The following is a 13,200-nucleotide window of genomic DNA, read 5'->3' on the forward strand; positions in this document are numbered from 1 at the left end:
GGCCTTAACGGATTTTCAGCGTGATCAGTGCGGCCAGGTTCGAGAGCATGGCGATGATCCAGAAGCGGACGATGATCTTGTTCTCCGCCCAGTTCTTCATCTCGAAGTGGTGGTGGATGGGGGCCATCAGGAAGACCCGCTTTTTGCGCAGTTTGAAGCTGCCGACCTGGATGATGACGGAGACCGTCTCGATGACGAAGATGAGCCCGATGAGCAGGAGCAGGAACTCGCTTTTGGCAACAATGCCGAGGTAGCCGATGAAGGCGCCGATGGCTAAAGAACCGCTGTCACCCATGAAGACTTCGGCGGGGTGGGAGTTGAACCACAAAAAGCCGATCAGCGCACCGATCAGTGCCGCAGCGACGACGGAGGCTTCCCCGGCAGGGAAGTTCGGCATCAGCAGGTAGGCGGAGAGGCCCGCGTGCCCGATGACATAGACGAAAACGCCCAGGGTCATCAGGGCAAAGACGGAGGGGACCGTCGCCAGGCCGTCGAGGCCGTCCGTGAGGTTGACGGCGTTGGAGGACGCGACCATGACGAGGACCCAGAAGAGCAGGGCGAAGAGGTGCATGTCAAAGAGCGGATGCTTGTAAAAGGGGACGTAGAGTTCCGTATCGAGCCCCGCCGCGAAACGCAGGAAAAGGGCCCCGGCAAGGGCGGCGCCGATCTGGAACATCAGTTTGGCGCGCGCCGTAAGGCCGGCGAGGTTGTGCTGCTTGTCGATCTTGGCGTAGTCGTCCTTGAATCCGATCAGCATAAAGAGTGCGAGCACGAGCATCCCGCCCAGGGCGAAAAAGTTGTCGTACCGTACGGTGATGGCCGACGCAATCAGGGTCGATACGATGAAGACGACGCCCCCCATCGTCGGGGTCTTTGCCTTTTCGCGGTGGCGGTCGGGCGCGTAGTCGTTTATGGGCTGGACGCTGGAGGTCTTCTGGGCCCAGCGGATGAACACGGGCATCAGGAAAAGGGTCATGCAGAGCGCCAGGAAAAAGGCGACGCCGGCACGGACGGTAATGTATTGCAGCAGGTTGATATCCAGAAGTTCGTAAAACCAGTAAAGCATTATCTGTCCATAAAGAGTTTTCACTAGGTTGTAGTGATAAAGTGAGTAAAAAGTGCTATTTTAATATAATTGCCGTCATTATATGTTTAAGGGCATCTTAGCAATCCCGACAGGTTGCACGATAGCCTTCAAAGGATTTTTTATGGGACAAAAGACAGTACTCGTGATCACGGACGGTGTCGGCTACAGCCAACGGACGGAAGCGAACGCTTTTTACCATGCCAAAAAGCCGACCTATGAGAAACTGTTCGCGGAGGTTCCCCACGCACTGATCGATACCTTCGGCCTGAGCGTCGGCCTGCCCGAGGGGCAGATGGGGAACTCCGAAGTAGGTCATATGACCATCGGGAGCGGCCGGGTGCTCTACCAGGACCTCGTCAAGATCTCCCTCGCCGTGGCCGAAGGGACGCTGGCAGGCAACCCGGCATTGACGGCGCTGCTGGAGCGTTCCGACACGCTGCACCTCGTCGGCCTCTTCAGTGACGGCGGGGTCCATTCGCACCTTGATCATACGATCGCGCTGGCAAAGATCGGCGAAGCGGCGGGCAAGAAGGTGTGGCTCCACCTCATTACCGACGGTCGCGACGTCTCGCCGACGTCCGCACCCCACTACCTGGAGAAGCTGCAGGAGGCCCTGAGCCCGAACGTCCGGATCGCGACCATCGGCGGCCGCTTCTATACGATGGACCGGGACAACCGCTGGGAACGCGTCCAGAGCGGCTACGACGCGATCGTGACCGCGCAGCCTGCCAGTGACCTCTCACCTTCAGCCTATGTCGAAGCCTCCTACGCGAGGAAAGAGACGGACGAGTTTATCGTCCCGGCAGCCTTCAACGGTTACGGGGGGATGAAAGCGGGCGACGCCGTGCTCGTCACCAATTTCCGCAGCGACCGCGTCCGCGAGATCACGACGGCGCTGGCCTCGCCGGAATTCGCCGAGTTCGACCGCCCTTTCGCCGTGGCAAACATCGCGACGATGACGGAGTATGACAAAAGCTTCAGCTACCCGGTCCTCTTCCGGAAAGAGACGCCGAAAAACACCCTGGCGGAAGTGATCAGCAGCCGGGGACTTCGCCAGCTCCATACGGCGGAGACGGAGAAGTACGCCCACGTCACCTTCTTCCTCAACGGCGGCATCGACGAGCCCTATACGAATGAAGCGCGGGTGCTCGTGCCGAGCCCGAAGGTCAAGACCTACGACCTGCAGCCGGAGATGAGCGCTCCCGCGGTCGGTGACGCTGTTTTGAGCGCGATGGACGAAGGGTACGACTTCATTGTCGTCAACTTCGCCAACGGCGACATGGTCGGCCATACGGGTGTTTACGACGCCGCGATCAAGGCCGTCGAAGCCGTCGACCGTGAACTCGGCCGCATCGTGGAGAAGGCGAAAGTGAAGGATTACGCGATGGTCCTCACCTCCGACCACGGCAACTGCGAGGAGATGTGGGACGAGCAGGGCAATGTGCTCACCAACCACACCGTCGGCAAGGTCTGGGCCTTCGTCATGGCCGAAGGGGTTGAAAAAGTCCACCCCGGCGGTCTCAACAACATCGCCCCGACGGTCCTCGAACTGATGGGCGTGGACAAACCGGCCGAGATGGACGACAGCCTCTTATAGTTTGGGTACGGCATCCGAGCAAAAGCCAGGATGCCTACGCTAACGCTGTGTTCTCCTTGGCGGAGAGCCCATACCCCAAGGGTATTTCCTGCGGGGCACGCGCAGTAAACCGCGCTTATGCATTACGGCAGAGTTCCCGTAGATGTAAGTAAATTATTCAAAAGGAGTGAGATGAAATTCAGTGGTAAAAACGTATTGGTAACGGGATCAAGCCGGGGGATCGGCGCGGAGATCGCGAAAGTACTGGCCGGGTACGGCCTGAAGGTCTGGGTCAACTACCGCAGCGGCGCTGAGGCGGCTGAAGCGGTCAAGGCGGCGATCATCGCCGCGGGCGGCGAAGCGGAGACCATCGGTTTCGACGTCGCGGATGAAGCGGCTTTTGTCGATGCGATCAAGACGATCGTCGACACCGACGGCGAGCTGGGCTACCTGGTCAACAACGCCGGGATCACGAACGACAAGCTGGCCCTGCGCATGAAAACGGAGGAGTTCCTCGCCGTGATCAACGCCAACCTCACTTCCGCCTTTATCGGCTGCCGTGAAGCGATGAAAGTGATGCGAAAGAAGAAGCAGGGCGCCGTTGTCAATATCGCCTCCATCGTCGGTGAAACGGGCAACGCGGGGCAGACGAACTATGCGGCGTCCAAGGGCGGCCTGATCGCGATGACGAAGAGTTTCGCCATCGAAGCGGCCACGAGCGGTATCCGTTACAACACGGTCACGCCGGGCTTTATCGCCACCGATATGACCGACGAACTCAGCGACGATATCAAGTCCAACTTTACCTCCAAAATCCCGATGGGACGCTTCGGCGAAGCACGCGAAGTCGCGGAAGCGACGGCCTTCCTGCTCTCCGACTCCGCCTCCTATATTACGGGCGAAACCCTCAAAGTCAACGGCGGGATGAACATGGCCTAAGGCCGGAGGGGGGACCCCCCTTCAGCGCTTTTTTTTATATTCCGTATGCTATACTTCCGGAATTTCAAATTGGAAAGAGGAGCTATAATGGCACTTTTGGATGACATCAAAGAAGTCGTAGTTGAACAACTGAGCGTAAACCCGGACGAAGTAAAGCCGGATGCGAAATTCGTTGAAGATCTCGGAGCGGACAGCCTCGACGTCGTTGAACTGGTCATGGCACTCGAAGAAAAATTCGATATTGAAATCCCGGACGATGAAGCTGAAAAAATTCAGACGGTTCAGGATGTCGTAAACTACGTCGAAAACAAGGCGTAAGTTTCCTTTGCGGGTTTCCCGCAAAATGGTTTTGTATTGCCGTCCTCGGACGGGTATATAAAGCTATACACATATTTTTCAGGAGTTGATGTGAGAAGAGTTGTCGTAACGGGTATGGGCATGATCAATGCTGTCGGTCACAATAAAGAAGAGTCGTTCAAAGCGATGTGCGACGGCGTGAGCGGCATTGACAGAATTACCCTTTTCGATGCCGAAGCCGAAGGACAGGGTGTCCTGATTGCCGGTGAGGTCAAAGACTTCGACCCTGCGACCGTCATGGCCGCCAAAGAGGTCAAAAAAGCGGACCGTTTCATCCACCTCGGCCTTAAAGCGGCCCAGGAAGCGATGGAAGATGCGGCGTTCAACGAGATCGAGATCGAGTACGAGCGCTTCGGTGTCGCTGCGGCATCCGGTATCGGCGGTCTTCCGGCGATCGAGAAGAACTCTATCGTCCTTGAAACCCGCGGGCCGCGCCGCATCTCCCCTTTCTTCATCCCGAGCGCCCTGGTTAACATGCTCGGCGGTTTCGTCTCCATCGAGCACGGTCTGAAAGGCCCCAATGTCGCGGCGGTTACTGCCTGTGCGGCGGGAACACACTCCATCAGCGAAGCGGCGAAGACGATCATCTGCAACGGTGCGGACCGTATGCTCGTCGTCGCGGCAGAGTCTGCGGTGACCGGTGTCGGTATCGGCGGTTTTGCCTCCATGAAAGCGCTCTCCACACGCAATGACGACCCGAAAACGGCTTCCCGTCCCTTTGACGCGGAGCGCGACGGTTTCGTTATGGGTGAAGGGGCGGCAGCCCTCGTCCTCGAAGAGTATGATGCGGCCGTTGCGCGCGGTGCGAAGATCTACGGCGAGCTGATCGGTTTCGGCGAGAGCGGCGACGCGAGCCACATTACGAGCCCGAGCATGGACGGCCCGCTTCGCGCAATGAAAGCGGCGATGACGATGGCCGGCAACCCGAAAGTCGACTACGTCAATGCCCACGGTACGTCCACGCCGACGAACGATAAGAACGAAACGGCAGCGCTCAAAGAGCTCTTCGGCGGCAAAGAGAACTGCCCGCCGGTGACATCTACCAAGGGCCAGACGGGGCACTGCCTCGGCGCGGCCGGCGGTATCGAAGCGGTCGTCTGTCTGATGGCGATGCAAGAAGGCATCATCCCGCCGACGATCAACCACGTCAACCCGGACGAGAACTGCGACCTGGACATCGTCCCGAACGCGTCACGCAAGGCGGAACTGAACATTGTCATGAGCAACTCCTTCGGTTTCGGCGGCACCAACGGCGTCGTTATCTTCAAGAAGCTCTAAGGTCCGGCATTGGCTACCTACCTCGACTTTGAGCAGAAGATCCAGCAGATCCAGGAAGAGATCGTCAGCGCAGAGGTGCGTCACGACCTCCATGCCGCCGAGATCCTGAAAAAAGATCTGGAGAAAGAGGTCAGTAAAACCTACAAGAACCTCTCCCCCTACCAGGAGCTGCAGCTGGCGCGCCACCCGGACCGTCCGTACGCGCTCGACTACATCAACCTGCTGCTCGAAGACAAGTACGAACTGCATGGCGACCGCCACTTCCGCGACGATGCGGCGATCCTCTGCTACATGGGTTACATCGACGGTCAGCGCGTGATGGTTATCGGGGAACAGAAGGGTCGCGGAACGAAGAACAAGCTCAAGCGCAACTTCGGGATGCCGCATCCCGAGGGGTACCGCAAGGCGCTGCGCTGCGCCCAGCTGGCGGACAAGTTCAACATCCCCGTCGTCATGCTCATCGACACCCCGGGCGCCTACCCGGGACTCGGTGCCGAAGAGCGCAACCAGAGCGAAGCGATCTCCCGCAACCTGCTGGAGCTCTCCAAACTGGAGACGATCACCATCTCCATCGTTATCGGCGAGGGGGGCAGCGGCGGTGCGCTGGCTATCGGCGTGGCCGATCGTCTGGCGATGATGCGCTACTCCGTTTTCAGCGTTATCTCCCCGGAAGGGTGCTCTGCCATTCTCTGGAACGATCCGTCCAAAGCGGAAGCGGCGACGAAGGCGCTCAAGATCACCAGTAGCGACCTTAAAGAGCTCGACCTGATCGACGACGTCATCGACGAGCCGCTCATCGGAGCGCACCGCGATAAGTCCGGTGCGGCGGATGCGATGAAAAACTACATTCTCGAGCGTATCAATGAACTCTCGAACTACAGCGGATCTGAACGCCGCCATAAGCGCTATGACCGTCTGACGGGTATGGGCGCTTACTCCGAAAACTAATCCAGCTAACTTTTTTTTCTTGGGGCGGCCTAGCTGCTCCGACCTCTCTTTATTTTCTTAAACTGTTTTGTTCCCCTTCTTTTTCGCTTATCCAAAAAAGAAGCCGAACCGGGAAGAAAAAAGGATAAAAGGCTGCGCCCTGGAAGAAATACTCTCGGAGTGCGCTTTCGGGACATACCATGCCCCGGTGATCCTGCTGACACGCTAATAATCGTTTTGGACTTGACAGATGAAGCGGATTGTCATACGTTTCACTTAGCACTTAGCACTTAGCACTTAGCACTTAGCACTTAGCACTTAGCACTTAGCACTTAGCACTCTGGTTACGCTTCGGGGGGTGTCTGTTCCGGGGGCTGGGGCGGGAATTTCGGGCGTTTGAGGCGTTTGGCCTTTTTGGAGAAGGTGATGAGCTCTTCGACGGTCTGGATCTCCGTGGGGATGCATCTGAGGGTGCGCTTGAAGAGTTTGGCCGTCGTCATCGCATCGGAGAGGGCGCGGTGGTGGGTTGCCTCTTTATAGAGTTCGAGCTGTTCATTCAGAAAGGCGAGGCCGTAGCGGTAGGAGCTGATGGTACGCTCGGCCAGATCAATGGTGCAGAGACTGCGGTTGAGCAGGGGAGCCATCCCGACGCGCTCCATCATCTTGGAGGTGAACTGGAAGTCGAATTTGACGTCGTGGCCGACGAAGATGTCATTGCCCAGGAAGATTTTGAACGCTTCGAGTACCTCTTTCATGGTCGGGGCATTCTGGGTGTCCTCTTCGGCAATACCGGTGATCTCGGTGATGTGCCCCGAGATATGGTCGCAGCGTACCAGGCTTTCAAACCGGTCAATGATGTGGAGATTCTGTACCTTGACGGCGCCGATCTCGATGATCTGGTGCTTGTCGGGTTTGGAACCGTTGGTCTCGATGTCGACGATGCAGAAGGTCGCCGCGGAGAGGAGCTGGTCGCAGCTTTGGGGGTAGTAGCGTGTACCGTCACGGCTGACAAGTTCGAGCCCCTGTGCTTTCATAAGTTCGACGGCCAGATCGACGGATTCGCCGGTGAGATGCTCTATCTGGTAGGCAGTAAGACCCTCGCAGAGCTTCTGGGGGAGTTGGGAGGCTTCGATCATGCCTTGGCCTTTGCAATAAACAGGCCAACCTTCTCGGGGTCTTTTTTTCCCTTGGACGCTTCGACACCGCTGCTGACGTCGAGGGCATAAAATCCGTAAGGGAGGCACTCTTCGACGTTTTCCGGTGAGAGGCCGCCGGCCAGGATGATCTTCGAGCAGTCGACACCCTTGAACCACTCGAGGTTGAGCCGCTTGCCCATGCCGCCGTACGCCTCGCAATAGGCGTCTACGAGGCGGTACTCGTCGGCGTACGCTTTGACGTCTTCAGGGTTCTGGGCCCGGATGACGCGAACATAGGGGCACTCCAGGGCGTCAAAAAGGCTTTCGGGCGCGTCGAAATGGATCTGGGCGAGGGTGATGCCGCTCCTCTTCGCCGCTGCGTTGATAGCCTGGGCCTCCTCGTTGACGAAGAGACCGACCTTCTCGACAAAGGGAGGGAGTGCTTTGATGATCTCCGCGGCCGCTTCGGGGGAGATATGGCGCGGCGAGGGGGGATAGAAAACGAAACCAAGCGCGTCGGCCCCGGCTTCGATCGCACTCATCGCGTCTTCATAGGAGGTGATGCCGCAGATCTTGACGCGCACGGAAGGCTCAGACTTTCAGGCTGTTAATGGCCGCTTTGAGGCCGTCTGCGTGTTTGAAAACATAGCTGCCGGCGACACAGACGTCGACGCCCGCTTCGGCGAGCGCGGCGATATTTGCGTCGTTGACCCCGCCGTCAACCTCGATGAGGCAGTCGGGGTTGAGACGGTCGCGCAGGTCACGCAGGCGGCGTACCTTCTCGTACACGTCAATGAACTTCTGGCCCCCGAAACCGGGGTTGACGCTCATGACGAGGACCATGTCGATATAGGGCAGCAGGTACTCGAGGCTTTCGGCCGGCGTGTGCGGGTTGAGCACGATGGCCGGTTTGATGCCGAGGCTGCGGATGTACTGCGCCAGGCGGTGCGGGTGTTTCTCCTCTTCGATATGAAAGGAGATGTACGCCGGTTTCAGCGGGGCGAAGAGGTCGACGAAGAAGGTGTTGTTCTCGACCATCAGGTGGATGTCGAGGGGTTTGGTGGCCGCCTCGGCGACCGCGGAGACGACAACGGGTCCGATGGTGAGGTTCGGAACGAAATGGCCGTCCATGACGTCGACGTGTACCAGGTCGCACCCGGCGTCGCAGATCGCGCTGACGTCGCGTGCAAGGTTGCCGAAATCGGCGGAGAGAATACTGGGGGCTACAAGCATTGCGCTACCCTTTCTTTTTTGTGGCATTTTATCCAAATAGTGCGTGCATTGCGATAAAATGTCGGTACACCCCGTGCTACAGTGGCTATTTAAGGAACTCTTTTGATTTGAGAGGATATAATGCGCCACTAAATTTACGCAAGGAGCCTTCATATGGCAAGAAAATGTGCTATTAGCGGTAAGGGCCCAATGAGCGGAAACAACGTTTCTCACGCGAAAAATCGCACGAAAAGACGTTTCATGCCTAATCTTCGCACCGTCCGCGTCCAGATGGAAGACGGTACGACTAAGAAGATTAAGATCTCTGCTTCTGAGCTTCGTACTATGAAGAAAAAGCAGGCGTAACCCCTTACGCCTAAAATAGAGCGCCGTTTGAATCTAATCGAAAAGATTCGGGCCTTTCTTCACTGGGAGACCCCTCCCAAACCCCAATACGATCTACTTCCCGATATTTACAGCCACCTCAAACCGTTTAGACTGCCGCTGATTTTTACGGCAATCATCATGTTCCTCGGCACCATCGGCTACATGGTTATCGACGACTTTTCGCTCATCGACGCCATCTACCAGACGGGGATCACCTTTACGACGGTCGGCTTCGGGGAGATCGCCCCCATCTCCGATGCGGGAAGGCTCTTTACGATCACGCTGATCATTACCGGGTTCGCCGTCTTCTCGATGGCGGTCGGTATTCTGGTCAACGAGATCAACCGCGGCAACATCTACAAAACCATAAAGGAGCGGGACATGCTCTACAAGATCGCGCGCTTGAAAAAGCATTTTGTCATCTGCTACCACAACGATTACACCATCGAAGTCACGAAGGAGCTGCGCCGTTCGCACATCCCCTTCGTCGTGATCGATCCCCGCGAGGAGATCGAGGCGTGGGCGAAACAGCACAAGTACCCTTATTTCCTCCGCGAAGAGCCCCACACGGAGGTGGCGATGCTCAAGGCGCACCTGAGCTCCGCGAGCGGGATGATCACCCTCTCGCCGCTCATCGCGGACAACATCGCCATCATCGCCTCCGTGCGCCTCTTCGAGAAGGAGCACCAGCTGCCGCGGCCGTACAACCTGATCAGCTCGGCCGAGACGATGAGTGACGTCGAGAAGCTGAAAAAACTCGGGGCGGATACCGTCGTATCCCCGACGAAGCTGACGGCGCAGCGCATCACCTCCATGGCGGCGCGCCCCGATATGGAGAACCTCCTCGAGGAGTTCCTCTACCGCAGCGACACCCCGCTGGACATGGAGGAGATTTTCGTGCCCAAGTACAGCTGGATGGTGCTCAACCGCCTCAAGGAGACCCATCTCCGTGAGATCGCGAACGTCTCCGTCGTCGGGGTGACGCGCAAAGACGGCAAGTTCGTCGCCATGCCCAAAGGCGACGACCTCGTCACCAGCGAGTCGAAACTGCTGGTCGTCGGGACCGAGAAGGGGATCAAAATGACCAAAGAGCTGGTGAAACAGCGTAAAAAACCGCAGGAGTTGCGTTATGTTTGAGATGAAAAAAGTCGGCGGCGGCGTCTGCGCGCCGGAGGGGTTCTTTGCGGGGGCGGCGAGTGCCGGCCTGCGCCCGAACGGGGCGGACGACGTCGCCTTTATCTATGCCGACACCCCCTGTGAGATGGCGGCGGTCTTCACGACCAACAAGATGACGGCCGCACCGATCCGCCACTACCGGGCGAAAGGCAGCTTCAAGAGCAACTTCGTCCTGATGAACGCCAAAAACGCCAACGCAATGACGGGCCCTGCGGGGATCAGCGATATCGACGAGGTCCTGGGCGAGCTGCAGGCGCATTACGGCGTCCTTCAGAACCCGGTCATGAGTTCCACGGGGGTCATCGGTGTCCGCATGCCCAAAGCCAAGATTACGGCGGCGGCAAAGACCTTCGATCTCTCTACCAAGGACAGCCTGGCGGCCGCGAAAGCGATCATGACGACGGACACCTTCTACAAGATGGTGTCGACGGAGGTCGTCCTGGAGGGCGGCAAACGTTTCCGCCTCGGGGCGATTGCCAAGGGTGCGGGCATGATCAACCCGGCGATGGCGACGATGCTCTGTTTTGTCACCACCGACGCCGATGCCGGCGCCGCGGAGCTGCAGGAGTGCCTCGAAGCGGTCATTCCGACGACCTTCAACGCGGCCAGCGTCGACGGCGATACGTCGACGAACGATACGGTAATGCTCTTTTCCAACCGCAAAAGCGGCGCGTTTGATGCCGAGGCGTTCAAGACGGCCCTGCACGAGATGCTGCTCGAACTGGCGCAGATGATGGTCAGCGACGGGGAGGGGGCGACGAAGATGGTCACCTTCCACGTGACGGGCGCCGCCAGCGACGCCGAGGCGGAGACGGCCGCAAAGGCACTCTCCAACTCGCTGCTGATGAAAACGGCCATCTTCGGCGAGGACCCCAACTGGGGCCGGGTCGCATCGACGATCGGTGCCAGCGGCGTTACGTGTGACGAGGCGACGCTCACGGTCAGTTTCGACGAGGTCTGCGTCTACGACAGGGGGACGATCCTCTTTGATGCCGACTCCGAAAAGCTGGCGGCGGCGGTGATGAAACGCGAACGCTTTACGATCAGCTGTGACCTGGGAGTGGGCGAGGGGGCGTTTGACGCCTACGGCTGCGACCTCGGTCACGAGTACGTGAAGATCAACGCCGACTACAGAACGTAGCGGCGATTTGAAGGAGAATACGGCGGCCCGTGCGGCCGTCGTTAGAAGCGGTAGCCTACCTTGAGAAGGGTCCGCAGATTGTCGAGGCTGTATTTCTTCGTACCGCCGAAATCGTTTTCGGTGGTCCATGTACGGCGGATATCCACACCCGCCAGGAAACTTCCCATATAGTATTTCAGACCCGCGCCGGCCTGCAGCGTAAAGAGCCAGTCATTCTGGGTATCGGTGGATGTCGTCGGGAACAGTCCGCCTGTACTCGTGGTCACGGGGTATTCGGTATACATTGCACCGATTCCCGGTCCGACGCCGAGGACGAGGTTCTTGGTGAAATGGATGAAATAGTAGGGGTTCATTTCGATCGCAGTGATCGTCACGTCATCTTTATCGTAACGGCTCAGGCTCAGTTGCTGGCGAAGCAGGTTGTCGCCGGGCAGGGTGAATACGGGGCAGTCGAGGGAGACTTCGACACCGTAGTTATAGTCATCTTTGACAGAACCGTTGTCAAAATCCATCGTCCCGCCGACGGCGGCGACTTCGATATTCGCTTTCCAGTCCGGGGTGTTAAAGACGGGCAGCCAGACGAACTTGTCCGCGGCGGTAGCCGCCGATGCCGACAGGATCGCGGCGCCTGCCAGGGCGCTGAGCAGTTGGGTCGTTTTCTTCATTTTTACTCCTCTCTTGAAGAAAGATGGTGTGCACGATAGGCAAACTTTTTTCATTTATCATACAGACAATCACATTTTATTCACATTTTTCTGAAAAATAAAAAAAAGTTATTTAATGCCTCCCGCGAAATCGCGGGTTTCAGCGCGGGGGAAGGTCGAGGTGGGGGAGGTGCCAGCCGCGGTAGTGCGCGACGAGGCGGAGCACGGTGGCAAAGAGGGCGACGGCGAGAATGGCCGTGTCGTTCAGCCAGCCGACGGCATCGAGCAGGATCAGCAAGACGGCGACGATGACGGCGATCGTGCCGTAGAAGTCGCTGGTGAGGATGGCTGGGACGGTATTGACGAGGACGTCACGGGTCACCCCGCCGCCGATGGCGGTGAGGAAGCTGACGATGATGATGCCGAAAAAGTTGAACTCCGCCGCAATCCCCAGCAGGGCGCCGGTGATGCTGAAGGCGACGAGGCCGACGGTATCGCTGATGATAAAGAGCCATTTGCGTTCCAGCGCGTCCCGGCGGTAGAGGCGGAGGGCGAGGGCCAGTAGAACACTGGCGATGACAGTTACTGCCGGGTAGTAGTGGGTAAAGGCGAAGGGGGTGCGGTCAAGCATGAGGTCACGGATGACCCCGCCGCCGAGCGCCGTCAGGGAGGCGACGATGATGAGCCCCAGCAGGTCGAGCCGGTGACGGACGCCGGCAAGGAAACCGCTCAGGGCAAAGGCGACGATGCCGATGATGTCGGCGAGGATGAAAAAGTCCATGGCTTTGGCGTCTTAGGCACCAGCGATGCGGAAATCCTCTTTGAACGCGACATAGCGTTCTGCCGAGGCGTAAAGCTCTTTGACCTCTTCATCGGACAGTTCCCGGACGACTTTGGCCGGGGAGCCCATGATGAGGGAACGGGGCGGGAAGACTTTGTTCTTCGTGACCAGCGCCCCGGCACCGACGATGGACTCCTTGCCGATGACGGCGCCGTCGAGGATGGTCGCGCTCATGCCGATCAGGCAGGCATCCTCGATCGTACAGCCGTGGAGCATGACGCGGTGGCCGATGGTGACGTCGCTGCCGATGACGGTCGGGTGGCCGTCGCTCATGTCGGGCTTTTTATAGTGGGTGACGTGGATCATGGAGAGATCCTGGATATTGGTCCGGTCGCCGATGACGATGCGGTGGACGTCCCCGCGTACGACGCAGCCGAACCAGACGGCGCAGGATTCACCCATGGTGACATTCCCGATGACGTCGGCGCTCTTCGCGATCCAGGAATCGTCACCGATCTGGGGTTCCCATTGCTTGAAAGGGTAGGTCATTGCTGCTCCT

General features: G+C 58.3%; 15 protein-coding genes. 8 read left to right on the forward strand and 7 right to left on the reverse strand.

The window, feature by feature from the left end; all coding sequences use genetic code 11:
- Positions 1 to 4 precede the first annotated feature (4 nt).
- Positions 5 to 1,066, reverse strand: a complete 1,062-nt coding sequence (gene mraY / locus WCX49_RS02265; RefSeq protein WP_345985957.1) for a phospho-N-acetylmuramoyl-pentapeptide-transferase — start codon at positions 1,064 to 1,066, stop codon at positions 5 to 7.
- Positions 1,067 to 1,208: 142 nt separating this feature from the next.
- Here mraY and gpmI point away from each other — a divergent pair, with 142 nt between their 5' ends.
- The 5 genes from gpmI to accA all read left to right on the forward strand — a co-directional run bounded on the left by gpmI (position 1,209) and on the right by accA (position 6,185).
- Positions 1,209 to 2,684: a 2,3-bisphosphoglycerate-independent phosphoglycerate mutase gene (gene gpmI / locus WCX49_RS02270; protein ID WP_345985958.1), complete on the forward strand. Its 1,476-nt coding sequence runs from the start codon at positions 1,209 to 1,211 to the stop codon at positions 2,682 to 2,684.
- Between the two features lie 171 nt (positions 2,685 to 2,855).
- Positions 2,856 to 3,602, forward strand: a complete 747-nt coding sequence (fabG, locus tag WCX49_RS02275; protein ID WP_345985959.1) for a 3-oxoacyl-ACP reductase FabG — start codon at positions 2,856 to 2,858, stop codon at positions 3,600 to 3,602.
- Between the two features lie 87 nt (positions 3,603 to 3,689).
- Positions 3,690 to 3,920: an acyl carrier protein gene (gene acpP, locus WCX49_RS02280; RefSeq protein ID WP_231020181.1), complete on the forward strand. Its 231-nt coding sequence runs from the start codon at positions 3,690 to 3,692 to the stop codon at positions 3,918 to 3,920.
- A gap of 90 nt (positions 3,921 to 4,010) precedes the next feature.
- Positions 4,011 to 5,237 (forward strand): beta-ketoacyl-ACP synthase II, encoded by a 1,227-nt coding sequence (locus WCX49_RS02285; protein ID WP_345985960.1) that lies wholly within the window; start codon positions 4,011 to 4,013, stop codon positions 5,235 to 5,237.
- Positions 5,238 to 5,246: 9 nt separating this feature from the next.
- Positions 5,247 to 6,185 carry an acetyl-CoA carboxylase carboxyl transferase subunit alpha gene (gene accA / locus WCX49_RS02290; RefSeq protein ID WP_345985961.1) on the forward strand — a complete coding sequence of 313 codons (939 nt, stop codon included), beginning with the start codon at positions 5,247 to 5,249 and terminating at the stop codon, positions 6,183 to 6,185.
- A 323-nt stretch (positions 6,186 to 6,508) separates the two neighbouring features.
- On the opposite strand, the gene WCX49_RS02295 is transcribed toward accA, so the two are convergent.
- Genes WCX49_RS02295 through rpe form a run of 3 tightly spaced genes read right to left on the reverse strand, consistent with a single transcriptional unit; the run spans position 6,509 to position 8,533 of the window.
- Positions 6,509 to 7,300 carry a 3'-5' exonuclease gene (locus WCX49_RS02295; protein WP_345985962.1) on the reverse strand — a complete coding sequence of 264 codons (792 nt, stop codon included), beginning with the start codon at positions 7,298 to 7,300 and terminating at the stop codon, positions 6,509 to 6,511.
- A complete protein-coding gene (locus tag WCX49_RS02300; RefSeq protein ID WP_345985963.1) occupies positions 7,297 to 7,884 on the reverse strand; it encodes a phosphoribosylanthranilate isomerase in 588 nt (195 codons plus the stop codon). The genes WCX49_RS02295 and WCX49_RS02300 overlap by 4 nt, the downstream gene beginning before the upstream one ends.
- 7 nt (positions 7,885 to 7,891) lie before the next feature.
- Entirely contained in the window at positions 7,892 to 8,533 is a 642-nt protein-coding gene (rpe, locus tag WCX49_RS02305) for a ribulose-phosphate 3-epimerase (RefSeq protein ID WP_345985964.1), read from the reverse strand.
- A 153-nt stretch (positions 8,534 to 8,686) separates the two neighbouring features.
- Here rpe and rpmB point away from each other — a divergent pair, with 153 nt between their 5' ends.
- From rpmB to argJ, 3 genes are read left to right on the forward strand one after another with little or no spacing between them, the layout of a single operon-like run.
- Entirely contained in the window at positions 8,687 to 8,878 is a 192-nt protein-coding gene (gene rpmB, locus WCX49_RS02310) for a 50S ribosomal protein L28 (protein WP_231020187.1), read from the forward strand.
- A 27-nt stretch (positions 8,879 to 8,905) separates the two neighbouring features.
- Complete coding sequence (locus WCX49_RS02315) at positions 8,906 to 10,036, forward strand: NAD-binding protein (protein WP_345985965.1); 1,131 nt, start codon at positions 8,906 to 8,908, stop codon at positions 10,034 to 10,036.
- Positions 10,029 to 11,216 carry a bifunctional glutamate N-acetyltransferase/amino-acid acetyltransferase ArgJ gene (gene argJ / locus WCX49_RS02320; protein WP_345985966.1) on the forward strand — a complete coding sequence of 396 codons (1,188 nt, stop codon included), beginning with the start codon at positions 10,029 to 10,031 and terminating at the stop codon, positions 11,214 to 11,216. The genes WCX49_RS02315 and argJ overlap by 8 nt, the downstream gene beginning before the upstream one ends.
- Before the next feature lie 41 nt (positions 11,217 to 11,257).
- Here the strand turns inward: argJ and WCX49_RS02325 are convergent, their stop codons facing one another.
- The 3 genes from WCX49_RS02325 to WCX49_RS02335 all read right to left on the reverse strand — a co-directional run bounded on the left by WCX49_RS02325 (position 11,258) and on the right by WCX49_RS02335 (position 13,190).
- A complete protein-coding gene (locus tag WCX49_RS02325) occupies positions 11,258 to 11,881 on the reverse strand; it encodes a hypothetical protein (protein ID WP_345985967.1) in 624 nt (207 codons plus the stop codon).
- Between the two features lie 139 nt (positions 11,882 to 12,020).
- Positions 12,021 to 12,641, reverse strand: coding sequence for a TRIC cation channel family protein (locus WCX49_RS02330; RefSeq protein ID WP_345985968.1), 621 nt, complete (start codon positions 12,639 to 12,641; stop codon positions 12,021 to 12,023).
- Between the two features lie 12 nt (positions 12,642 to 12,653).
- Entirely contained in the window at positions 12,654 to 13,190 is a 537-nt protein-coding gene (locus tag WCX49_RS02335; RefSeq protein ID WP_345985969.1) for a gamma carbonic anhydrase family protein, read from the reverse strand.
- Positions 13,191 to 13,200: the final 10 nt, after the last annotated feature.

This window comes from Sulfurimonas sp. HSL-1656, assembly GCF_039645585.1.
GTDB classification, from domain to species: domain Bacteria; phylum Campylobacterota; class Campylobacteria; order Campylobacterales; family Sulfurimonadaceae; genus Thiomicrolovo; species Thiomicrolovo subterrani.

Bases quoted from the DNA above. Each gene is read 5' to 3' on its own strand.
- gpmI (WP_345985958.1), top strand. From the start codon at position 1,209: ATGGGACAAAAGACAGTACTCGTGATCACGGACGGTGTCGGCTACAGC.
- mraY (WP_345985957.1), bottom strand. From the start codon at position 1,066: ATGCTTTACTGGTTTTACGAACTTCTGGATATCAACCTGCTGCAATAC.
- WCX49_RS02335 (WP_345985969.1), bottom strand. From the start codon at position 13,190: ATGACCTACCCTTTCAAGCAATGGGAACCCCAGATCGGTGACGATTCC.
- acpP (WP_231020181.1), top strand. From the start codon at position 3,690: ATGGCACTTTTGGATGACATCAAAGAAGTCGTAGTTGAACAACTGAGC.
- WCX49_RS02330 (WP_345985968.1), bottom strand. From the start codon at position 12,641: ATGGACTTTTTCATCCTCGCCGACATCATCGGCATCGTCGCCTTTGCC.
- rpmB (WP_231020187.1), top strand. From the start codon at position 8,687: ATGGCAAGAAAATGTGCTATTAGCGGTAAGGGCCCAATGAGCGGAAAC.
- WCX49_RS02325 (WP_345985967.1), bottom strand. From the start codon at position 11,881: ATGAAGAAAACGACCCAACTGCTCAGCGCCCTGGCAGGCGCCGCGATC.
- WCX49_RS02295 (WP_345985962.1), bottom strand. From the start codon at position 7,300: ATGATCGAAGCCTCCCAACTCCCCCAGAAGCTCTGCGAGGGTCTTACT.
- rpe (WP_345985964.1), bottom strand. From the start codon at position 8,533: ATGCTTGTAGCCCCCAGTATTCTCTCCGCCGATTTCGGCAACCTTGCA.
- argJ (WP_345985966.1), top strand. From the start codon at position 10,029: ATGTTTGAGATGAAAAAAGTCGGCGGCGGCGTCTGCGCGCCGGAGGGG.
- fabG (WP_345985959.1), top strand. From the start codon at position 2,856: ATGAAATTCAGTGGTAAAAACGTATTGGTAACGGGATCAAGCCGGGGG.